The organism is Desulfuromonadaceae bacterium (assembly GCA_019429445.1).
In the GTDB taxonomy this organism is placed as follows: Bacteria; Desulfobacterota; Desulfuromonadia; order Desulfuromonadales; family JAHYIW01; genus JAHYIW01.
Window position 1 is genome coordinate 30,821 of the sequence record JAHYIW010000013.1, and the last position, 21,379, is coordinate 52,199.

19 protein-coding genes and 1 tRNA gene are annotated in these 21,379 nt (G+C 54.6%); 17 read left to right on the top strand and 3 right to left on the bottom strand.

Features of this window, described 5'->3' with window-relative positions:
- Positions 1 to 3 precede the first annotated feature (3 nt).
- Positions 4 to 1,173, top strand: coding sequence for a methionine adenosyltransferase (gene metK / locus K0A93_06860; GenBank protein ID MBW6511824.1), 1,170 nt, complete (start codon positions 4 to 6; stop codon positions 1,171 to 1,173).
- A 436-nt stretch (positions 1,174 to 1,609) separates the two neighbouring features.
- On the opposite strand, the gene K0A93_06865 is transcribed toward metK, so the two are convergent.
- Positions 1,610 to 3,238 (bottom strand): fumarate hydratase, encoded by a 1,629-nt coding sequence (locus K0A93_06865; GenBank protein MBW6511825.1) that lies wholly within the window; start codon positions 3,236 to 3,238, stop codon positions 1,610 to 1,612.
- A 159-nt stretch (positions 3,239 to 3,397) separates the two neighbouring features.
- Between K0A93_06865 and ilvA the strand changes: the two genes are divergently transcribed.
- The 8 genes from ilvA to K0A93_06905 all read left to right on the top strand — a co-directional run bounded on the left by ilvA (position 3,398) and on the right by K0A93_06905 (position 14,210).
- Positions 3,398 to 4,906, top strand: a complete 1,509-nt coding sequence (gene ilvA, locus K0A93_06870; protein MBW6511826.1) for a threonine ammonia-lyase, biosynthetic — start codon at positions 3,398 to 3,400, stop codon at positions 4,904 to 4,906.
- 207 nt (positions 4,907 to 5,113) lie between these two features.
- Entirely contained in the window at positions 5,114 to 5,530 is a 417-nt protein-coding gene (locus K0A93_06875; GenBank protein ID MBW6511827.1) for an SseB family protein, read from the top strand.
- Positions 5,499 to 5,984 (top strand): ribosomal protein S18-alanine N-acetyltransferase, encoded by a 486-nt coding sequence (gene rimI, locus K0A93_06880; GenBank protein MBW6511828.1) that lies wholly within the window; start codon positions 5,499 to 5,501, stop codon positions 5,982 to 5,984. The genes K0A93_06875 and rimI overlap by 32 nt, the downstream gene beginning before the upstream one ends.
- A 45-nt stretch (positions 5,985 to 6,029) precedes the next feature.
- Positions 6,030 to 6,890: a dihydroorotate dehydrogenase electron transfer subunit gene (locus tag K0A93_06885; GenBank protein ID MBW6511829.1), complete on the top strand. Its 861-nt coding sequence runs from the start codon at positions 6,030 to 6,032 to the stop codon at positions 6,888 to 6,890.
- Positions 6,887 to 7,822 (top strand): dihydroorotate dehydrogenase, encoded by a 936-nt coding sequence (locus K0A93_06890; protein ID MBW6511830.1) that lies wholly within the window; start codon positions 6,887 to 6,889, stop codon positions 7,820 to 7,822. Before K0A93_06885 ends, K0A93_06890 begins: the two co-directional genes overlap by 4 nt.
- 15 nt (positions 7,823 to 7,837) lie before the next feature.
- The gene (locus K0A93_06895) at positions 7,838 to 8,221 is read left to right on the top strand and encodes a VanZ family protein (GenBank protein ID MBW6511831.1); all 384 of its coding nucleotides are present in this window, start codon (positions 7,838 to 7,840) and stop codon (positions 8,219 to 8,221) included.
- Entirely contained in the window at positions 8,209 to 10,890 is a 2,682-nt protein-coding gene (locus K0A93_06900; protein MBW6511832.1) for a PD-(D/E)XK nuclease family protein, read from the top strand. The genes K0A93_06895 and K0A93_06900 overlap by 13 nt, the downstream gene beginning before the upstream one ends.
- Complete coding sequence (locus K0A93_06905; GenBank protein MBW6511833.1) at positions 10,887 to 14,210, top strand: UvrD-helicase domain-containing protein; 3,324 nt, start codon at positions 10,887 to 10,889, stop codon at positions 14,208 to 14,210. The genes K0A93_06900 and K0A93_06905 overlap by 4 nt, the downstream gene beginning before the upstream one ends.
- 64 nt (positions 14,211 to 14,274) lie before the next feature.
- Here the strand turns inward: K0A93_06905 and K0A93_06910 are convergent, their stop codons facing one another.
- A complete protein-coding gene (locus K0A93_06910) occupies positions 14,275 to 14,763 on the bottom strand; it encodes a hypothetical protein (protein ID MBW6511834.1) in 489 nt (162 codons plus the stop codon).
- 154 nt (positions 14,764 to 14,917) lie between these two features.
- Here K0A93_06910 and K0A93_06915 point away from each other — a divergent pair.
- From K0A93_06915 to K0A93_06940, 6 genes are all read left to right on the top strand, one after another.
- A tRNA-Cys gene (locus tag K0A93_06915) sits at positions 14,918 to 14,991 on the top strand.
- A gap of 267 nt (positions 14,992 to 15,258) precedes the next feature.
- Positions 15,259 to 16,116 carry a TRAP transporter TatT component family protein gene (locus K0A93_06920; GenBank protein ID MBW6511835.1) on the top strand — a complete coding sequence of 286 codons (858 nt, stop codon included), beginning with the start codon at positions 15,259 to 15,261 and terminating at the stop codon, positions 16,114 to 16,116.
- A gap of 18 nt (positions 16,117 to 16,134) precedes the next feature.
- Entirely contained in the window at positions 16,135 to 17,142 is a 1,008-nt protein-coding gene (dctP, locus tag K0A93_06925; protein ID MBW6511836.1) for a TRAP transporter substrate-binding protein DctP, read from the top strand.
- Positions 17,139 to 17,666: a TRAP transporter small permease gene (locus K0A93_06930; protein MBW6511837.1), complete on the top strand. Its 528-nt coding sequence runs from the start codon at positions 17,139 to 17,141 to the stop codon at positions 17,664 to 17,666. The genes dctP and K0A93_06930 overlap by 4 nt, the downstream gene beginning before the upstream one ends.
- Positions 17,663 to 18,940, top strand: coding sequence for a TRAP transporter large permease subunit (locus tag K0A93_06935; protein MBW6511838.1), 1,278 nt, complete (start codon positions 17,663 to 17,665; stop codon positions 18,938 to 18,940). Before K0A93_06930 ends, K0A93_06935 begins: the two co-directional genes overlap by 4 nt.
- Positions 18,941 to 19,035: 95 nt before the next feature.
- On the top strand, positions 19,036 to 19,947 hold the full coding sequence (locus K0A93_06940; protein ID MBW6511839.1) for a hypothetical protein: 912 nt from the start codon (positions 19,036 to 19,038) through the stop codon (positions 19,945 to 19,947).
- Between the two features lie 8 nt (positions 19,948 to 19,955).
- Here the strand turns inward: K0A93_06940 and K0A93_06945 are convergent, their stop codons facing one another.
- A complete protein-coding gene (locus tag K0A93_06945; protein ID MBW6511840.1) occupies positions 19,956 to 20,354 on the bottom strand; it encodes a hypothetical protein in 399 nt (132 codons plus the stop codon).
- A gap of 202 nt (positions 20,355 to 20,556) precedes the next feature.
- On the opposite strand from K0A93_06945, the gene K0A93_06950 reads away from it, so the two are divergent.
- Positions 20,557 to 21,099: a DUF177 domain-containing protein gene (locus tag K0A93_06950; protein MBW6511841.1), complete on the top strand. Its 543-nt coding sequence runs from the start codon at positions 20,557 to 20,559 to the stop codon at positions 21,097 to 21,099.
- A gap of 88 nt (positions 21,100 to 21,187) precedes the next feature.
- Positions 21,188 to 21,367, top strand: a complete 180-nt coding sequence (gene rpmF / locus K0A93_06955) for a 50S ribosomal protein L32 (protein ID MBW6511842.1) — start codon at positions 21,188 to 21,190, stop codon at positions 21,365 to 21,367.
- Positions 21,368 to 21,379: the final 12 nt, after the last annotated feature.

A 21,379-nucleotide genomic window follows, 5' to 3' on the forward strand; every position in this document is an offset into this window, starting at 1 on the left:
TTTATGGCTATGACCGATTTTTTATTTACTTCTGAATCTGTTGGAGAAGGGCATCCCGACAAAGTTGCAGACCAGATCTCCGATGCAATCCTTGACGCAATTCTGGCGCAAGATCCGCAATCACGTGTCGCATGTGAAACGTTGGTGACCACTGGTATGGCGATGATTGCCGGTGAAATTACCACCAACGCGCGGATTGACTACCCGGATATCGTCCGCCAGACGATCAAGAACATTGGTTATGGCGACTCAGCCATGGGGTTTGACTGGGAGACCTGCGCGGTACTGACGTCGATTGATCGGCAATCGCCCGATATTTCGCAAGGTGTTACTGAAGGCGAAGGGTTGTTCAAGGAGCAGGGAGCAGGGGACCAGGGGCTGATGTTCGGTTATGCCTGTAATGAAACCGCAGAACTGATGCCGATGCCGATCACCTTCGCCCACAAGTTGACGAAAAAATTGGCGGATGTACGTAAAAGCGGTCAGCTCAACTTTTTACGTCCTGACAGCAAATCGCAGGTTTCGATTCAATATATCGATGACAAACCGGTACGGGTCGATGCGATCGTTGTTTCCTCGCAACACACCCCCGATGTTGCCTACGATACCCTCAAGGAAGCAATTATCGAGGAAGTCATCAACAAAGTTATTCCGGCTGAACTGTTGGACGAAAAAACCAAATATTTTATCAATCCGACCGGACGTTTTGTGATCGGCGGACCGATGGGCGACTGCGGCCTGACCGGGCGCAAGATCATTGTCGATACCTATGGTGGTCAGGGCTCCCACGGCGGCGGTGCTTTCTCCGGCAAAGATCCCTCCAAGGTGGATCGAAGTGCTTCGTACATGGCACGTTATGTCGCCAAGAATCTTGTCGCGGCTGGTCTGGCGACGAAATGCGAAGTACAGGTGGCTTATGCCATTGGTGTCGCTGAACCGGTTTCGGTGATGATCAACACGTTTGGTACCGGCAAAATCCCTTCGAACGAAATTGCCCGTATTGCGACGGCTGAATTTGACATGCGTCCGCGTGCCATTGTCGAGACGCTTGACCTGTTGCGGCCGATCTATCGCAAGACCGCCGCTTACGGTCACTTTGGTCGTGAGTTGCCGGACTTCACCTGGGAAAGAACGGATCGGGTTGAATCATTACGTAAACGCGCCGGAATTTAAAATTGATGGCGTCGCAAAAAGTCCGCCCTACTGCGTTACGCCGGTTTTTCAGGACCTCGACCTACCTGATGTAGGCCTTCGCCCCTGAAAAACCACCAGGCCTTGTAGGACGAAATTTTTGCTTAGCCATCCCATGAATTTTTGCGAGTGCATCAAAATTATCAGCACATGAAACGGCAACGGGCGAAGCGTTAAAACGCTTCGCCCGTTGCCGTTTTGAATCAGATTTGTAACTATTCACCTACCCGTCCAAGGGTCGTCATCCCCGAAGGATCCTGTCGGGGATCCAGACTTTCAACCCTGAAAAATCTGGATTCCGGCTAAAATCATGCCGGAATGACGCTGTAGGAGTTGCCTTCAGGCGCGATGATTCGCGGCTAAAGCCGCTCCTACAGAAGAGCTGAACAGTTACTCAGATTTTTTGTATCAATGCAGATCAGAGACCGAGCTGCTTGAAGAAATCATTCCCCTTGTCATCCACCAGAATGTAGGCCGGGAAGTTGACAACATTGATCTTCCATACAGCTTCCATCCCCAACTCCGGGAAATCGATACATTCGACCTTCTTGATATTTTCATCGGCGAGTAAAGCCGCCGGTCCGCCGATTGAACCGAGATAAAATCCGCCGAACTTTTTGCAGGCATCGGTAACTTGCTGACTGCGGTTGCCTTTGGCAATCATGACCATTGACCCGCCGTTCTCCTGTAACAGGCCGACGTAAGAATCCATGCGTCCGGCTGTGGTGGGGCCGAAAGAGCCGGAAGGCCGACCGGCGGGAGTTTTTGCTGGTCCAGCGTAGTAGATTGGGTGTTTTTTCAGGTAATCGGGGAGCGCTTTCCCACTGTCAAGGATTTCCTTGAATTTGGCGTGAGCGATATCGCGACCGACGACGATGGTGCCGTTGAGGAGCAGGGCATCGCCGCACTTGAGCTTGGTCAATTCAGCCAGAATTTTTTCCATCGGCTGATCAAGATCAAGTTTGATGCCATGTTCGTGCTTCGCCATGCGGTATTGTTCCGGCAGCAGACGGCCCGGATCACGATCCATTGCTTCGACAAAAAGGCCATCTTTGGTGATTTTGGCCTTGATATTGCGATCCGCCGAGCAAGAAACAGCCATCCCGACCGGACACGACGCACCGTGGCGCGGCAGCCGGACGATACGCACATCGTGAGCAAAATATTTGCCGCCGAACTGGGCACCGATGCCAAGTTTCTGAGCTGCTGTCAGCAGTTTCTTCTCCAGTTCGATATCGCGGAACGCCTGACCATGGTCATTCCCCGCGGTCGGTAATTCATCAAGATATTTGGCGGTCGCAAGCTTCACTGTTTTCATGCAGGCATCTGCCGAAGTGCCACCGATGACAAAGGCGACGTGATACGGTGGGCAGGCTGCCGTGCCGAGAGTTTTCATCTTTGCGACGAGGAATTCTTCGAGCTTCTCCGGGGTGAGCAGAGCCTTGGTTTCCTGATAAAGCATGGTTTTGTTGGCGCTGCCGCCCCCCTTTGCCACGAACAGGAATTTATAAGCGTCACCTTCCGTTGCATAAAGGTCGATCTGTGCGGGGAGGTTGGTCCCGGTGTTTTTCTCTTTGTACATGTCCAGCGCGACGGTTTGGCTGTAACGCAGGTTTTCTTCGGTGTAGGTTTTGTAGACACCCAGAGAAAGTTTTTCCGCGTCATTGGCTCCAGTGAAAACGTTTTGACCTTTCTTGGCGATAATCGTTGCGGTGCCAGTGTCCTGACAGGTCGGGAGCTCAAATTTGGCCGCGACCATGGCATTACGCAAAAAGGCCAACGCAACCCCCTTGTCGTTGCGCGAAGCTTCGGGGTCGGTCAGGATTTTGCCGACCATATCATTATGCTCGGCGCGCAGCAGGAAGGAAACGTCCTTCATCGCTGTATTTGCCAGGACCGTCAAGGCTTCAGGATCAACCTTGAGGATCTGCTGACCGTCAAAGTCAGCGGTTTTGACGTATTTTTCGGAGCCCTCGATTTTGTAGTAGGTGGTTTTTTCCTTGCCGAGCGGGTAGGGATCCTGATAAGAAAATTCCGGTGTCGCCATAGTCTCTCTCCTTTTGCAATATGTGATTGCCAGTCGCGTGATGCGAAACAAATATTAAAACGCCGCCATTATAGAGAACCTGTATACATTTGTCGATACCCATGATAGAAACGAACCTCTGTTTTTACAAATAGTGACAGGACTGGATGGCCTTTTATCATGCGTGAAATGGTTAAAAAGATTCTCACCTCGAAAGTTTATGAAGCGGCGGTTGAGACCCCGCTCGATTTTGCGCCGAATCTTTCGCGCCAGTCGGGCTGCCAGGTCTTCCTCAAACGCGAAGATTTACAGCCGGTTTTTTCATTCAAATTGCGCGGCGCTTACAACAAGATCGCCCATTTGTCCGCCGCTGAACTGGCTAACGGGGTCATCACCGCATCTGCCGGGAACCACGCGCAGGGGGTTGCTTTTGCCGCTCGCCAACTGGGGGCCAAGGCGCTTATCGTCATGCCGGTGACCACTCCGGAGATCAAGGTCGCGGCGGTTCGCGCGCTCGGTGCCGAGGTTGTCCTTTGCGGAGAAAGTTACTCTGCCGCCGCCGAACATTGTCAGCAACTGATGGCGGTTAACGGGATGACGTATATCCATCCCTTTGACGACCCGCTGGTGATTGCCGGGCAGGGAACCGTCGGTGATGAATTACTGCGCCAGACGGCGGGGAAAATGGATGCGGTTTTCATTCCGGTCGGAGGGGGCGGTTTGATTGCCGGCATGGCCGTGATTCTCAAGACGTTGCGTCCGGAGATCAAGATCATCGGTGTCGAGCCGTTCGACAGTGATGCCATGGCACGCTCGCTTGCCGCAGGTCGCCGTATAAAGCTTGATCGTGTCGGTATCTTTGCCGACGGTGTTGCTGTCCGTGAGGTTGGCAAGCAGACTTTTGCGATGTGCAAAGAATTTGTCGATGAAATTATTCTGGTCGATACGGACGAGATTTGCAGCGCGATCAAGTCGATTTACCAGTCGACGCGTTCCATCGTTGAACCATCGGGGGCGCTGGGTGTTGCTGGTCTGAAAAAGTATGTTCAGCGCGAGGGGCTCACCAATCAGACCCTGGTTGCCGTCAATTCCGGCGCGAATATGAATTTTGAACGGTTGCGCTATGTTGCGGAACGAACCATGATCGGTGAACGTCAAGAGGCCCTTTTTGCCGTGTCGATTCCTGAAGAGTCCGGTTCGTTGCGCCGGTTTTGTGCCGAGGTGCTCAATGATCACAATATCACCGAATTCAACTATCGACTGGCGGATCGGGACAAGGCGCATATCTTTGTCGGTATCTCACTGAAAAAAGAACAGGAGCGGGAACTTTTTTCGCAGTTATTAACCAAAAACGGTTTCGCGAACCTTGATCTGACCGAGAATGAATTGGCCAAGACCCATATTCGTTACATGGTGGGAGGGCGTTCACCGGTCGCCGCGCGTGAACATCTTTTTCGTTTCTGGTTCCCGGAACGCCCTGGGGCATTAACCCGTTTTCTTGACAAGATGGGCGAGTCGTGGAATATTTCGCTCTTCCATTATCGCACGCAAGGGGGCGATTATGGCCGGGTATTGATCGGTCTCGAAATTCCGGCCGGTGATGAAGAGGCCATGCAGACCTTTCTTGACCAGCTGGGGTATCACTATATTTCCGAGTCGGATAATCCCGCATACTCGTTGTTTCTCTGACTAGTACCCTGTAACCCATAGGATTTCGAGGGATTGCGCAGGGCTTTGACGTGTCAGCAAGGCGCGATTTCTGTTGCCTGGCCGTAGCTAAACAGCTGAAATCGGAACGTAGCTGACGCGGCAAAGAACAAGCAAGATGCGAAAGATTATGGGTTACAGGGTACTATTGTCCGACGCTTTAACCTTGAATGATAACTGGAGCAGAGCATGACTGAACTTGATCTGGCGCTTGATGCGCTGCGCAATGATGTGGATAATACCGAAAATCAGGGTAAATTTTACACCCTGTTTCTGAATACCAACTTTTATGTCCCGTCGATCAGTGATGAGGTGCCGGTTGCCGGGACCGACGTGAACAGAGAGATTGCAATGCCGCTGATTGTCGATGCCGACGGGATCGATTATCTGATGCTGTTCGATACGGAAGAGAGGCTGGAGACATGGGCCGAGCAAAAGGTGCCTTTTCTGCGTGCGCCGGGCCATCATCTGGTCAATTCCACACCGGACAACTTCTATTGGGCGATGAATTACACGACCGACTACGGCAAACAGTTTGTACCGGACGAAATCGCCTGGCTGAAACGGATGATCAGTGAGCAACGGGCTGAAGAACCTGGCGCGTAATGTTGTGATCGACATCCGTCCGATGGACGAGACGGATCTTGCCGCCGTACTGGTGGTCGATGCGGCCGCTTCGTCCCCCCCCTGGAGTGCGGCGCAATGGCGCAGCGAGTTGGCCAATCCGGTGGCGTCGATGGATCTGGCGTTGATTGGGGGCGCGGTTGCCGGTTATCTCTGCGCGTGGCTGGTCGCTGGTGAACTCGAGATTCACAATCTTGTCACCGCCCCCGCCTGTCGACGGCGCGGTGTGGCGTCGCATCTGCTCGATCATCGTTTGCGCATGGCACGTCAGCAGGGGTTGGAGCGCGTGCTGCTGGAGGTGCGTGTCGGCAATGTCGCGGCGATTACCCTCTACCGTGCTTACGGTTTTATCGATTGCGGAGTACGACGCGGGTATTATCTCGATGGGGAAGACGCCCTGTTGATGGAGATGACTGTCGGGCCGCTGAATCCGTGATTTTTATCACGCAGCAGATGGGCATACGAAGGAGAACCCCGGGAGATGAAAAACTATAAAACCAGAATTCTGTCCAATCAGGAGATTGCTCCCGATTATTATCGGATGAAGATTCTTGCTCCTGGTTTTGGTCAGCACGTGAGGCCGGGGCAATTTGTCATGTTTCGGGTGCAACGCTCGATGCCACCGTTGCTGCGGCGTCCGTTCGGAGTTTTTCGCACCGGGTTTCTCCCGGCGGATTGTGACGGGATGCCGGAGAAGGAATATCTGGAAATCCTCTACAAGGTGGTCGGTCACGGCACGGCGATCATGCGTGAGCTGCACAGCGGAGACGCGGTCGAGGTGCTGGGACCGCTGGGGCGTGGTTTTGAACCGGGCGATCCGCAACGCGAGAAAATTCTGGTCGGTGGCGGGATCGGTCTGGTGCCACTCTTTATGCTGGCGGGGGATCTGGTCAAAGAGTCACCGGTGCGGCTGCTGATGGGGGGGCGTACCCGTGATGATATCCTCGTTGTCACCGAGTTTGAACGGTTGGGGGTGGAAACCTACGTTTCGACCGATGACGGCAGTCTTGGCGAAGAGGGGTTTGTCACCCAGATGCTGGAACGCAAACTGCGCAAATATTCTGCCGCTGAAGTCTACTGTTGCGGTCCACTGCCGATGATCAGCGCGGTCAACACTATCTGTGCCGCGCAGAATGTTCCGCTGCAAGTGTCTCTCGAAGCGCTGATGGCCTGTGGCGTGGGGGCCTGTCTCGGCTGCGTCGTGAAAGGTGCCGGGCACACGGAGGAACATCCGCGGTATCTCTGTTCCTGCAAGGCAGGGCCGGTTTTTCATACTGCAGAGCTGGACTGGCACGCCCTCGGGACGCCAGCCGCAGATAGTTGTGAGGGGTGCAAATCATGAGTGATGGAACGTTGCACAAGCAACCGAACCTTGCGGTCGAAATCGCCGGAATCAAATTACGCAATCCGGTGATGCCTGCTTCAGGCACTTTTGGTTATGGTGAAGAGTACACCCCTTATCTGGATGTGGAGACGCTCGGTGCGATCGTCACCAAGGGGCTGTCGCTGAAACCGAAAGCGGGGAATCCGACACCACGGATCGCCGAGACGGTCAGCGGGATGATTAATGCCATCGGGCTGCAAAATATCGGCATTGATGCCTTCATCGCCGACAAGACCGAGTTTTTGCGCGGCGTCAATACTCCGGTGATCGTCAATTTTTTTGGGAATACCCTTGAGGAATACGGTGAAGTCGCCAAACGCCTGGCCGCCGTCCCTGAAGTTGCGGGGGTGGAGTTGAATATCTCCTGCCCCAACGTTAAACAGGGGGGGATCGTTTTCGGGACCGACCCGGCGGCGGCGGCGGGGGTCGTGTCATTGGTACGCAAGAATCTTGGCAGCAAACCGCTGATTGTTAAATTAACGCCAAACGTGACCGATATTACCGTCATTGCCCGGGCCGCCGAGGAGGCTGGGGCTGACGCCATCAGCTGCATCAACACCCTGACCGGCATGGCGATTGATGTCAAAACCCGGAAACCGCGCATTGCCAACCGCATTGGCGGTCTCTCCGGTCCGGCGATTCGCCCGGTGGCGGTGCGGATGGTGCATCAGGTGGTGCAAGCGGTCAAGATTCCGGTGATCGGGATTGGCGGCATCATGACGGCGATGGACGCGCTCGAATTCCTGATTGTCGGGGCGACAGCGGTGCAGGTTGGTACGGCGAACTTTGTTGATCCGGGGGTGATGGCGGATATCGTCGCCGGGATTGAACGGTTTTGTCGCGAAGAAGGCATTGCCGATATCCACGAGCTAATCGGCAGCTTGCGCTGACGGCCGGTCTGACTGATGCGCAAACACTTCCTGATAATTATTTTCCATCTTGTCCTGCTCTTTGGCTGGGCGATTGCGATCGCCTGGTTGTCGCTTGTGAATCCTCCCGCCGTTGATTACGGCGTTCTCGGCTGGGATAAACTGCATCATGCTGCCGCCTATGGAGGGCTGATGCTGCTGGCGTTGATCAGTCTTCGTGACTGGCGCACGTTGAATGCAATAAACTGTGCCCTCAGTTGGTTCGCTGTGGTTGCTTACGGTGGTTTGCTGGAAATCGCGCAACTGACCTTGACGTCCACCCGTAGCGCCGAATGGTGGGATCTCTTTGCCGATGGGGTAGGGGTGAGCGTGGTTCTGCTGCTGGTGATCTATGCGGAAAAGCGTTCATGGATCAGCTAAGCTGGGACGAAGAACAGCTTTTTTCACGGCTTGCAGCGGGGGCGACCGCGCTGTCTGTCAACAATCGTTTGGCGCGGTGGTTGGCGACGCGTTACGACGCACAGATGAAAGCTGCCGGGATGACGGTCTGGACGACGCCATCATTAATGCCGGTGTCGGTCTGGCTGGAAAATTCGTTGGCGGTGCTCGGTGAAGATTGGCGACTGCTGAATGATCGTCAGGCTGTCCAGCTGTGGGAACGGATTATCAATGCGGAATCGGCCAATGGTTTGCTCCAGTTGTCCACTACCGCGAAAATGGCTTATGATGCCTGTCAGCTGGCGGAGGAATACCAGCTTGATTTCACGGCGCAGCAGTTAAATGAAGATCAGCTCACCTGGTTGCGTTGGCGTAAAAATTATACTCAATGTTTGCAGAACGGAAACTGGCACGACCGCTCCACTACCTGGCAACGGGTGCTGGCCGCAATAAGTGCCGGGCAGATGGCGTTACCAAACGAGCTGTTATTGATTGGTTTTGATCAACTGAGTCCGCATCTGCTCAGGCTGAGCGAAGTCGGTGCAACGGCAGGGTGTCGAGTGCAAGCAATGCCTCCGGGGTGTGCGCCGCCGGGGCAATTGTGGCGTGTTCCCTGTGTTGACACTGATGATGAAGTGCGGACTGCGGCGCGCTGGACCCGCCAACTGCTCGACGACGGGGCAACGAATATCGGCATTGTTGTGCCGAATCTGCAATCGAGTCGTACCCAAATCGAACGCATTTTTCGCGCCGAACTTGATCCCCCCAGCCTGCTGACCCCGACCCACGATCCTCATGGTTTCAACCTTTCTCTTGGACGCCCACTGGCCGAGCAGGGGGTGATTGCGGCGGCCCTCGAAATATTGCAACTGGAACGTGATCTGCCGATCGAAAATATTTCGCGGTTGTTGCGTTCGCCCTATTTCAGCCGTGGTCACGAGCTGACCAGCCGTGCCCAGCTTGATAGTAACCTGCGCGGGCTACGACGTGCCCGCCTCAGCTTTGCTGCAGTTGTGCGCCTGGCGGAAAAAAATCAGGGGCGATGGCGTTACAGTCATGCACCAGAGCTGGCCAGGCGCGGCCAGACCCTGCTTGATTTTATCACCACACGCGAGCGGCATTTGCCCGGTGACTGGGTCAATCCACTGCTCCATGCCCTTGATCAGGCGGGTTGGCCCGGCAGTCGCGGATTCGATTCAAGCGAATATCAGGCATTATCCGCCTGGCGCGACACATTGCTTCCGTCGTTGGCGGCGCTTGATATCGTCAGCGCACCGCTTGATCGTCACGGTGTCGTTACCTTGTTGCGGCGCCTGGCACAGGAAACCCTTTTTCAGCCTGAGGGTTCATCCGCTGCGGTGCAGGTTCTCGGCCTGCTGGAAGTTGCTGGACTACATTTCGATCATCTCTGGGTGATGGGGATGACCGACAGTGCGCTGCCTGAAGCGGCACGGCCGAATCCTTTTTTACCGGTCGCACTGCAACGTCGTTTTCATCTGCCACACGCCGACCCTGAGCATGAACGGGTTTTTGCCCGGCAAATCATGCAACGCCTTTGTGCTGCCGCGCCGCAGGTCATACTCAGCTATCCACAGCGCGAAGGTGCTCTTGAGTTGCGCCCCAGCCCGTTGATCGCCGCACTCCCCGAGCATGCTCCGCAACGTGCCGCAAGTCATGACCCCGCTACGCTATTTTTCACCAATCAGCCGCAGTTTGATCTTTTTCTTGATGCGCAGGGAGCGGTGCTGCCTGCCGGGCAACGTACTTTTGGCGGCATGGCGATTCTCAAAGATCAGGCGCTTTGCCCGTTTCGGGCCTACGCGCGACACCGTCTCTATGCACACGATTTCGAGCGCCCTGAAATTGGTCTGGATGCGTTGCAGCGAGGGAGCCTTGTCCACGCCTGCCTCGAAGAAGTGTGGCGACAGTTGGGGAATTCAGCGTCGTTGCAGGCGATGAGTGATGCCGCTATCGATACGCTGGTTGTCGCTGCGGTGGCCGCAGGGGTGCAAAATGAACTCGCCCGTATGCCTGAACAACCCGGTGTCAGGCTGCTGGAGGTGGAGTGCCGCCGACTTGAAAAGTTGCTCGGACGCTGGTTGCGCGAGGTGGAACGCCAGCGCCCCGGGTTCCAGGTGGTGGCGGTCGAACAAGCGCATACCGAGCAGGTGGGTGCGTTGATTTTTCAGGTAAAGATTGACCGGATTGATCGCCTGGCTGACGGACGAAAATTTATTATCGATTACAAAACCGGTCAGGTGCGCGTCGCTGACCTTATCGGTGATCGATTGCTTGAGCCACAGTTGCCGATTTATGCCCTGAATATTCCACCTCATGAGCTGGCGGGGATTGCCTTTGGCATCCTCCGCAGTGACGATTTGCGTTTTGTCGGTATCGCCGCACACAGTGATCTGGTCCCGGGCGTGAGCGGCGTGGAGAAGTCACGTATTGCCGCAGACGAAGGGCTTGGCAGCTGGATGGAATTGACCGCTGCGTGGCGGATTCGCCTCGAAGCCCTGGCTGCCGATTTCTGCTCGGGGGCCGCTGCGGTTGCTCCGGTCAGCGCGGCGCAGGCCTGCCGTTATTGTGATTTGAGTGGCTTCTGCCGCATTGACGGACAAGGCGGCGGCAGCTTTGAGGAGGCTCTATGACCGCCTCGTCCATGTTGCCGGATGGTGCGGCGCGTCACGCAGCGCTCAATGTGCAGGCGTCATTCATCGTTCAGGCCCCTGCCGGAGCAGGGAAGACCGAGCTGCTGATCCAGCGGATTCTTGCGCTGCTGGCCATTGTGCAGCGTCCCGAGGAGATTCTGGCGATCACTTTTACCCGCAAGGCGGCGGCGGAGATGCACGGTCGATTGCTGGCGGCACTGGAGGGTGCGCGCGCCCCTCGTCCGGACAGCGTGCACGCACAAAAAACCTGGGAACTGGCGACTGCGGCTCTCGCCCGTGATGCGGCACAGGGCTGGCGCTTGAACGAAAATCCGGCCCGCTTGCAGATCCGCACGATTGACGGTTTTAACAGCTGGTTGCTGCGCCGGATGCCATGGGTGACGCGCTGTGGCGGGATGCCGGAGCTGGTCGAGAATCCCGATCCGCTCTACCGTCTGGCAGCGGAACGAACGCTGGCACGGATCGAGTCGGGGCGCGGTGCCGACGCCGTTGCCCTGCTCGCCGCGCACGTCGATAATCGCCTGAACCGGTTACGCGATCTGCTCGTCGATATGTTGCGCCGTCGTGATCAGTGGTTGCGGCATTTGGGGAGCGAACCGGATCGGCGCGAACGGTTTGAAGCGACGTTGACCGCTCTGCTCGAAGATGATTTGCGGCGTGTGGATGAAGTCTTTCCGGTCGCCTGGCGGGATGAACTGGTGGCGTTAGCTGGTTACGCGGCGGCGCATCTGGAATCCTGTGCCGATCACCCCCTGCGTGACATGGATACGTTTCCTGACGCAGTGGTCGCAAAGATCACCGTGTGGCAAGCGTTGGCGTCGTTACTGCTGACCGGCAGTGGCACGTTGCGCAAAACCGTCAACAAGGGGGCAGGATTCCCGGCCGGAGCGGGGCAGGCTCAGGAGATGAAGGGGCGGATGTTGGCCCTGCTCAATACGCTCGCCGATTGTCCGGAACTGATCAGGCACCTTGGCCAGATCCGTCAGTTGCCCGTCACTGCGGCCTATCCTGACAATCAATGGGAAACGTTGCAGGCGTTGCTGGAGCTGCTGCCGTTGGCGGTTGCCGAACTCTGGCTGGTATTTCGTGAACACGGCACGGTCGATTTTTCCGAAATTGCGTTGCGCGCCGCAGATGCTCTGGAGAGTGATAACACCCCCACCGATTTGCTCCTTAAACTCGACGCGACCCTTGAACATATTCTGGTCGATGAATTTCAGGATACGTCATTTTTGCAATATCGGTTGCTTGAACTGCTGACTTCAGGGTGGCAGCGCGGCGACGGGCGCACCTTGTTTCTGGTCGGGGACCCGATGCAGTCGATCTACCGGTTTCGCGAGGCTGAAGTTGGTCTTTTTCTCCGCTCCTGGGAACGGGGCGTAGGCACCGTGTCGTTGCAGCCGTTACGTCTGACCGCAAATTTCCGTTCGGACGGGACATTGGTGGCGTGGTTTAACCAGACATTTCCCTCGATTTTGCCGCCGCGCAACGATCAGTTACGCGGTGCCGTGGCTTATTCCGCTGCTGCTGCCATGCGCGATGGCGGTGTGGATGTCGAATTTAATCTGTTTGCTGAAGGTGATGATGACGTGGAGGGGCGCACTATTGCCGCGCTGGTCAGGGATACCCTGCAGGAACATCCGCGCGACGATATTGCCGTGCTGGTCCGGTCGCGCAGTCACCTGCGCCGAATTTTACCCGCGTTACGCGCTGCGGGGTTGCTCTGTCAGTCTCACGATATTGACCCGCTGGTGGAACGCCCGGTCGCCCGCGATTTACGTGCACTGCTGCGCATAATAGTGCAACCGGCCGATCGGCTCAGCGCGCTGACGGTCTTGCGCGCTCCGTGGTGTGGTTTAACGTTGACTGATCTGGATGTCCTCTGCGCTGATGACAAACAAGCGGCGTTGCGTGAGCTGACCAACGATCTGGTGCGCATGTCGCGATTGTCCGTTGACGGGTACCAACGCTTGTCGCGGGTCATGACCATTATTGAAGAGGGGAGTGCACAACGGGGCCGGGTTGGCTTGCGGCGATTGGTCGAAAGTTGCTGGCTGCGTCTTGGTGGCCCAACCTGCTACGCCCAGACCGATCTCAACGACGCTGAACAGATTCTGCGCCTGATCGACAGTTGTGAACAGGGCGGAGAGCTGCTGTCGCTGGCCGAATTCGATGAACGGCTCACCGGCCTTTATGCCGGGGTCGACACCGCTGCCGATGCACGCTTGCATGTCATGACGATTCATAAGGCGAAAGGTTTGGAATTTTCGACGGTGATCATCCCCGGCTGTGGTCGCCGTTCAGCTGCCGACCAAAAACCGTTATTGCGCTGGCTCGAACATCCACAGCAGGGGTTGCTGCTCGCGCCATTTGCGGCGCATGATGCACAGACCGAAGACCCGATTTTTCGCATGATCGGGCGTCTGGAAAAGGACAAACAAGACTACGAGACAGGCCGTCTTCTTTACGTTGCCGCGACGCGCGCGCGTCAGCGCCTGATCTTTACCGGTTCGGTCCGAGCGGCCGTTGATGGCACACCATGTGCGGATAACGGGTCATTTCTGGAAAAGCTCCTGCCCCATATTCCAGCCTCTGTTTTATCGCGGACGACGGACATCGGCTTGGCGACCGCCGAGGGTACGCTCTCTCAACCGTTGCGGCGTTTGCCTCTCACCTGGCAACCGCCGTCCCTCGTTGCTGCGCATTTTCCGCCACACGCAGTTGCGCAGGCTGCTTCCGCGCGTGTTGATGAAGAGGACAGCCAGACCGCTATGGTCCGCGATTTCAAGGTCGAGACAGGACGTCTGGTAGGGACGCTGGTGCACCGTTATCTGGAACGCATGGCAAAGACGGGGGTGGAACTGCGTCACGCTGTTGAGCACGACATTCTCGCCCGCCAGCTCGCCAACCTGGGGGTTCCGCGTCAGTTCCTTGCCGCACAGACCGATGTGGTTGCAGCGGCACTGACGACCTGTTTGTCATCGCCCCGTGGACGCTGGATCCTTGCTGATCATCCGTCGGCAAAGTGTGAGTGGGCGTTGTCCGGTATTATTGCAGGAGAGTTGGTCCATGCGGTGATCGATCGTTCGTTTGTCGCCGACGGGGTGCGCTGGATCATTGATTATAAGGTCACTGCTCCGCAGAATTCATCGCGCGATGTGTTTCTGGCTGCGGAACTGGTCAAATATCGTGATCAATTAAGCCGCTACGCTGAACTGATGCGGTCGTTCTGTCCTGACCTTCCGGTGCGTACGGCGCTCTATTTCCCGCTCTGTGACGGCTGGATCGAGTTCGATTGACCCCGGTCGGTCCAACGCGGTGCCAAAGCAGTGTCTTGCCGCCCGGTGGTCAGGAACAACGGGGTTACTGCGGGGGAGACGCTAGCGGTTCGGTGGTCGCTGGCGGCGTAGAGGGACGGCAGGGCAAATCCATTTTAATGATCTGACCGTGTTTGGCGATGAAAACCTCGGGAATCGGTCGACTTGGCATAAAATCCTTGCCTGAACAGGTGATGCGGTAATTTTTGTTGTATGCCAGTCCGGGAATGAACGCGGGGAGGGAATATTCAATTGCATCGATTTCGCAAGTCAGGTGGTTTTCAAGCTCCTGGTCTTGTTCCCCGCGTTTGCCATTGTTATCTATGTCGTAATAGGCACGCAAGATCAGCAGACCATTTTCGGTAGGCATGGGCGGGGTTGTGCCGATCAATACGTCAATGATCGTATCTTTTGGCTTTTCCGGATCGGTTCTTATCTCGACGCTGCGTTCTTCTGGAGGTTGCGCCGCCAGCAGCAGGGGGAGAGACAGGTGAATTGCAAGCAAAACGGCAACTATATGTATGATGTTTTTCATATCGCAATTATACGTCGGATTATTCTTTAATAAAAGGAATTTCCGTTAAATTTATCTGATCAGTTGTGCTCTCGGCAGCATTTGTCGCGAACAATTGCCTTGACACTCCCAAGCCTATTTGTTATCTATACCGTCGCTTAAGTCGTTGTAATATGGCTCCGTCGCCAAGTGGTAAGGCAGAGGTCTGCAACACCTTTATCACCAGTTCGAATCTGGTCGGAGCCTCCATTTAAAAGCCAGTCGATTTTTTTTCGACTGGCTTTTTGTTTGCCTGGCGGAGCTGGCAAACCCGGTCCGTTGCAAGATACGGGCGTCACTCTGATCGGGGGGTGGTAAGCGTGTAAAATTACGCGAAGCCCGGTAACTGATCAGACCCAGGCGTGATTGAGGATGATGTCTGCACCGGTTAAACGGGAGAAATTCTTGTCTTTTTCAGCCAATTGTATAGTATGTGAGATCGATGTAATTTGTAGATATGGGTGAAAAGGGTCGGCGATGACAATGACAATGCAGGACGGAATAAAGCGAGGGATTGGCGTACTGACACTTGGTTGCATGTTGTTGCTGACCGGTTGTTTTGGCCGGATTCCCGTCGCGCTCAACGATGCAATTCTCAATCAAAACGACCCGGAGACCGTTTCTGCCGGGGTTCCTGCCTACCTGATCCTCCTTGACACGCTGATTGCCGATGATCCTGCCGATACGGACTTGTTGCGTGCCGGGGCCAAACTCTATGCATTTTACGGGGCCTCCCTGGTTGAAGATAGACAACGGGCGGCGCGCCTGACTGAACGAGCCCGACATTATGGCGAAGCGGCATGGTGTGTAGTCAGACGTAATGATTGTGACTTGACAGCGCGCCCCTATGATGAATTCAATCAGTCACTTGCCGGGTTTGATAACGATGAATTGCCTGAGCTCTACGCTCTGGCGGTCAGCTGGCTGGCGTGGATGCAGGCGCATAGTGATGACTGGTCAGCGCTTGCCGATCTACCGAAGATTGAATCGTTGCTGACGCATATCGTGACCCTTGACAATTGCTACGAAAATGGCAATCCGCACCTTTATCTGGGGATTCTCAAGTCGTTGCGTCCGGCCGCTTTGGGAGGGCGACCTGAAGAAGGACGGATCCATTTTGAGCAGGCGCTTGTTCTTTCCGGTGGTAAGGCGTTGAATTTCAAGGTTGCGTATGCCCGGTATTATGCCCGAACAGTTTTTGACCGCGAAGTGCATGATCGTTTATTGACCGAGGTTCTGGACGCCGAGACTGAACAGCCAGGGTTGACCTTGCTGAATGTGCTGGCACAACGTGAGGCACGACAATTGTTGTTGTCTGCCGAAGAATATTTTTAACGGGATGAAGATAAAGCTATGAATGCTTTCAAAGTTGGTGGACTCAGCCTGTTGCTGCTTGCCTTGTTAATGTCAACTGCGACCGCGATGACCTTTAAAGTTGCCACGATTGCGCCGGAGGGTTCGTACTGGATTACCGAGATGCGCAAAGCCTCTGCAACGATCAAGGCGCAAACTGCTGGCCGCGTCAATTTTAAATTTTATACCGGCGGGGTGATGGGGGGAGAAAATAACGTCTTGCGCAAGATTCGTCTGGGGCAGTTGCACGGAGGGATGTTTACCGGCGGCGGGCTTGAACCGGTTTATCCCGACCTGCGTCTGTATAGTTTGCCGTTGCTTTTTAATAACCTGGAAGAAGTTGATTACGTGCGCGAGCGGCTTGACGGGCCTTTGCGGGCCGGTTTTGAACAGGCTGGTTTTGTCAGTTTTGGCTTTGCCGAGGGCGGTTTTGCGCTGATGATGAGCAAGACTCCAATCCGTACCTTGGCAGATATGGACGGACGCAAAGTCTGGGTTCCGGAGGGGGATCGGGTTTATTACGAATCGATGGCTGCCCTGGGTTTATCCCCGGTATCATTGCCAATTACCGACGTGCTGACCGGGTTGCAGACAGGTCTGGTTGAAGTTGTTGGCACTTCACCGATTGGTGCCTTGATTTTTCAATGGCAGACTAAAATAGCCTACTTGACGACCACTCCGATGACCTATGTGATGGGGGTTTTTGCCCTGGATAAAGGTGCCTTTGATAAAGTCAAAGAGGAAGATCAGCAGGTGGTTCGAGACGTGATGGAACCGCTTTTTATCGCTTTTGATCGTCGTAACCGGATTGATAATCGTGAAGCACTGAATGTGTTGCGTGAGCAGGGGGTGACAATTATTGATCAGACTCCGGTAGCGGCGGCCGAGTTTCGGCAGCGGACCCGCAAGGCCATCGATATTCTTGCCGCAGAAGGTTTTTTTGATCGTGAACTGTTGCGGCAACTCGAAGCACATCTTGACGACTTCCGGCGTTCACACCAGCCGTGATCGATTCGTCAGGCAAAAAAAGCGCCGCGCGCGTACTGACCATCCTCTGGAAGATCGGCAAGGGGGGGGAAGATCTGTTGCTGGTGGTGTTGTTGCTGGTGATGATCGGTTTGGCGGGATTGTTGATTCTGCTGCGCAATGTGTTCGATAGCGGGTTGATCTGGGGGGACGAGCTGCTGCGCCTCCTCATCCTGTGGCTCTGTCTGGTCGGTGCCGTTGCTGCAAGCCGCGATGATAATCACATTAATATTGACCTGTTATCCCGCTTTTTACCACCCTCTGTGCAACTGATGGTGCGGATGTTCACCGACATGTTTACCGTCGTCGTCTGTCTGGTTCTCGCGTGGTACTCGTGGTCATTTGTCCGTATGGAGATCGAATTCGGTGCGCAGGTTCTCATTGATTATCCATCCTGGCTGGCGCAGATCATTCTCCCGGCGGGATTTGGACTGATCGCGTATCGTTACCTCTGGCACTTCATTCGCCGGGCGTCATGCCTGCTGGGGAAACGGGCGGTATCGTGATCCTGGGAGGGGTGTTGCTGGCCTTGGTCGCGCTTTGCGGGGCGCCCTTGTTTGCGGTTATCGCCGCAAGTGCCCTGCTCGGTTTTTATCGCGCGGAAATCGATCTTTCGGTGGTGCCGGTTGAGATCTACCGCTTGGCGGAAATGCCAATTTTGCTGGCGATCCCGTTGTTTACTTTTGCGGGCTATTTGCTGAGCGAAAGCAATGCCCCGCGGCGATTGGTGCGTTTGACCCAGGCATTGATCGGCTGGGTTCCCGGCGGTCTTGCGGTGGTCTCGTTGGCGACCTGCGCGATCTTTACGGCATTTACCGGAGCTTCCGGGGTAACGATTGTTGCCCTCGGCGCGTTGCTCTATCCGGCCTTGCGCGAAGCCGGATATCCTGAATCTTTCAATCTCGGACTGGTGACGACCTCGGGGAGCCTCGGATTGCTCTTCGCCCCGTCATTGCCATTGATCCTCTACGGGGTTGTTGCACAACAGGCGGATATCGGCGCCCCGGTGACGATTGATGCCCTGTTTCTCGCCGGTATTATTCCCGGTCTGTTGATGGTGGTTTCGCTGTCATGCTGGAGTTTTTGGGTCAATCGTGGCCGACGGCGTTCGCTGACAGAATTTTCCTGGCGGGAAGTTGCCCATGCGTTTCGCGCAGCGGTGTGGGAGCTGCCGCTGCCGATTGTGGTTCTGGGAGGGATCTACAGCGGCTACTTTGCAGTTTCTGAAGCTGCCGCAGTCACTGCTTTTTATGTGCTGATTGTCGAAATCCTGATTTTACGCGATGTTTCTGTGCGTCAGCTGCCCGCGATTATCCGCCAGTCAATGCTGATGGTGGGAGGGATTCTCCTGATTCTCGGAGTGTCACTGGCTTCAGCTAATTACATGATCGACTCTGGTGCCCCCCAGAAGCTCTTCAGCTTGATCAATGAACACGTTTCAAGTAAATTTACATTTTTAATTCTGCTCAATATTTTTTTGCTATTGCTCGGGGCCTTTCTTGATATATTCTCTGCACTGGTTCTGGTGGTCCCGCTTATTTTGCCGGTTGCCGTCGGCTATGGTGTTCATCCGGTCCATCTTGGAATTATATTTCTGGCCAATATGCAGATCGGTTATCTGACACCGCCAGTCGGAATCAATCTTTTTATTGCCAGCTATCGTTTTAAAAAACCGATTACTGAACTTTATCTGGCGACACTGCCATTTTTACTGATCTTGTTACTGTGTGTTGCCTTGATCACCTATTTCCCGATTCTATCGCTTTATCTGACTGACTGACTGACAGGACCTTTATAAAAATACTCTGCTCAATAGCTTCGGAGCGACCTTTGCCTTTTACCTCTGAACCACGTTATCTCGGAACTCTTCTGGATATGTCCTCTTCAGCGGTTGTTATCACCGAGGTGAAACAACTGTTTCACGAAATTTATCCGCAGGCCGACTGTTTTTTATTTGATCATACCGCCCAGTCGGTTGTTGATCTTTATCGCGGACATTATCCGCGATATCTGGCGTGTAATGTCGGGTTCCATGATCTCCAGCATACGACCGATACACTTTTGGCGCTGATGCGTCTTATTCACGGGGCCAGTCTGTCGGAACTTGTGCTCCCCGCCGATGATGTCGTTGTTGCCCTGAGTGCGGCGATGTTGCACGACACCGGCTATATCCAACGCGAAGAGGAGGTTGAGGGCACCGGCGCACGTTTCGGTCCTGTCCATGAGGAACGCAGTGTTGCGTTCACCTTGTCTTATTTTCGGCAACGTGGGGTTGCGCAGGCAACGACTGAATTATGTGTTGCGTTGATTTGTTGCACCCGTTTCAGCGAGTGTATCGAAGACCTGCCTTTTGTTGGCCTTGCGGGGAAGACCCTCGGTAAAATGTTGGCGTCTGCTGATCTGGCCGGGCAGATTGCCGATCGGACCTACCTGGAGAAACTGCTCTTCCTCTATCGTGAATTTGACGAGGGGCAGATGGGAAACTACCGGGACGAATTTGACCTTCTGCAAAAAACACTCGAGTTCTATTCACTGGTTGACCGGCGATTGCGGACCGATCTTGAGGATATGCGTCGTTATTACCGACCGCATTTCTCCCAGCGATGGGGGATTGATGATGATCTTTACGCCTCGACCATTGAGCGCAATCTGGATTATTTGCACTACCTGCTGACCCACCACCCCGATGATTATCGTGAAAAACTGAATCGCGGCGGTTTGATCGATCAGCTTGAGGCGCTTGAGGCAAACGATCAGCAAGCGTATCGCATGCTTTCAGCAGATTAAACGTTGTGCTACCGCGGGCTTTTTTTATTTAACTTTTCCTGTTGCTTGATTTTGTCCCAGAGAATACTCTGCTCATCGGGACAATGGATGGTCGGGTGATCACCAAACACGTGAGGGTGGCGTCTTTCAAGTTTTTGGTTGATGGAGGTGACGACATCCTCAATCGAGAAGCTACCCCGTTCTTCAAAAATACGGGCCAGAAAAACCACCTGCAGCAGGAGGTCTCCCAGCTCTTCGCAGATGGCGTCGGGGTCGTCACCGGTGAGTGCCTCAATAACCTCACACGCTTCTTCGGCAAGATACGGGATCAGACTTTCGGGGGTTTGTTCCCGGTCCCATGGACACCCTTCGGGCGAGCGTAATGTTGCCATGATTTGAATGAGCCGATGAAAAGTATTTTCGCGCATAGATTGTTCCGTCGATTCGGCGTGCCGCCACAGGGCTGAATTAATGGCGGGCAAGAGTGAATGAGTGAATTAAAATGGCTTGCATAATCCGGGCGGATAAGCTAATAGAGAGTCGGCCAAAAGTCGACCCTTGCCCGCGAAACGTCCTTGACAAACTGCGGTTGGTCTTTATACTAAGCGATTCTTGTCATCGGTGCAACTCATGTTGATCAAACTTGAAGAACTAGGCTCAACCCCTCTGGTTATGGAGCGTAAAGAGCCAATCGCGTCCTTTCCGGAGCTTGAGCGTATCGGCCGAGCGAATGAACTGACGTTTTCCGATGCAGTTGATTTGCTTCTGCATTGCAGTCAGGTGGGCGGTTTTGTCGAGGTGTGCGGGCGGCTTGAATTGACAGTGGAGGGGATCTGCAGTCGGTGTCTTGCTCCTGCGGTCATGCCGATCATCAGCGATTTCACTCTCACCTATACATCGGATTTTCCCGGTGTCAGTGATGAAGAGACCGGGGATGAAGTTGAACTGAGTGCCGAAGAGATGAATTTGATTTCATTTCACGGCGACGAGATTGATCTTGCCACCGAGATTCAGGAGCAGATTATTGTTGCGTTGCCCGTTAAGCTCCTGTGTCGGGAAGAGTGCCAGGGGCTTTGCCCGCGCTGCGGTACCGACTTGAACCAGCAACCTTGTGCGTGCGAGCCGGAAGTATTCAATTCCCGCTTTGACGTTTTAAAAAAATTGAAGAGCTGAGCCGAACAGGCAGTGTGATGGCGTGCTGCCAATCGCTAGATCATTAACCATTCATGAACAATATGCAGTAGAAGGAGAACTTTCAGTCATGGCAGTGCCGAAGAAAAAGACCTCAAAATCGAAGCGCGATATGCGTCGTTCACATGATGCGTTGATCGCCCCGGGAATTTCGACTTGTCCGGAATGTAAAGAACCGAAGCCGGCTCATCGCGTTTGTCCGAGTTGCGGCTTTTACAAGGGTAAAGAAGTCGTTTCCACCGATAAATAGGACCCAAACCCT

What these genes read in the sequence shown, in the direction of transcription:
- K0A93_06945 (MBW6511840.1), bottom strand. Translation starts at nt 20,354, where the DNA reads ATGCGCGAAAATACTTTTCATCGGCTCATTCAAATCATGGCAACATTA.
- K0A93_06865 (MBW6511825.1), bottom strand. Translation starts at nt 3,238, where the DNA reads ATGGCGACACCGGAATTTTCTTATCAGGATCCCTACCCGCTCGGCAAG.
- K0A93_06940 (MBW6511839.1), top strand. Translation starts at nt 19,036, where the DNA reads ATGTCCTCTTCAGCGGTTGTTATCACCGAGGTGAAACAACTGTTTCAC.
- ilvA (MBW6511826.1), top strand. Translation starts at nt 3,398, where the DNA reads ATGCGTGAAATGGTTAAAAAGATTCTCACCTCGAAAGTTTATGAAGCG.
- K0A93_06890 (MBW6511830.1), top strand. Translation starts at nt 6,887, where the DNA reads ATGAGTGATGGAACGTTGCACAAGCAACCGAACCTTGCGGTCGAAATC.
- K0A93_06900 (MBW6511832.1), top strand. Translation starts at nt 8,209, where the DNA reads ATGGATCAGCTAAGCTGGGACGAAGAACAGCTTTTTTCACGGCTTGCA.
- K0A93_06910 (MBW6511834.1), bottom strand. Translation starts at nt 14,763, where the DNA reads ATGAAAAACATCATACATATAGTTGCCGTTTTGCTTGCAATTCACCTG.
- metK (MBW6511824.1), top strand. Translation starts at nt 4, where the DNA reads ATGGCTATGACCGATTTTTTATTTACTTCTGAATCTGTTGGAGAAGGG.
- K0A93_06875 (MBW6511827.1), top strand. Translation starts at nt 5,114, where the DNA reads ATGACTGAACTTGATCTGGCGCTTGATGCGCTGCGCAATGATGTGGAT.
- dctP (MBW6511836.1), top strand. Translation starts at nt 16,135, where the DNA reads ATGAATGCTTTCAAAGTTGGTGGACTCAGCCTGTTGCTGCTTGCCTTG.
- K0A93_06895 (MBW6511831.1), top strand. Translation starts at nt 7,838, where the DNA reads ATGCGCAAACACTTCCTGATAATTATTTTCCATCTTGTCCTGCTCTTT.
- K0A93_06920 (MBW6511835.1), top strand. Translation starts at nt 15,259, where the DNA reads ATGACAATGACAATGCAGGACGGAATAAAGCGAGGGATTGGCGTACTG.
- rpmF (MBW6511842.1), top strand. Translation starts at nt 21,188, where the DNA reads ATGGCAGTGCCGAAGAAAAAGACCTCAAAATCGAAGCGCGATATGCGT.
- K0A93_06905 (MBW6511833.1), top strand. Translation starts at nt 10,887, where the DNA reads ATGACCGCCTCGTCCATGTTGCCGGATGGTGCGGCGCGTCACGCAGCG.
- K0A93_06885 (MBW6511829.1), top strand. Translation starts at nt 6,030, where the DNA reads ATGAAAAACTATAAAACCAGAATTCTGTCCAATCAGGAGATTGCTCCC.
- K0A93_06950 (MBW6511841.1), top strand. Translation starts at nt 20,557, where the DNA reads ATGTTGATCAAACTTGAAGAACTAGGCTCAACCCCTCTGGTTATGGAG.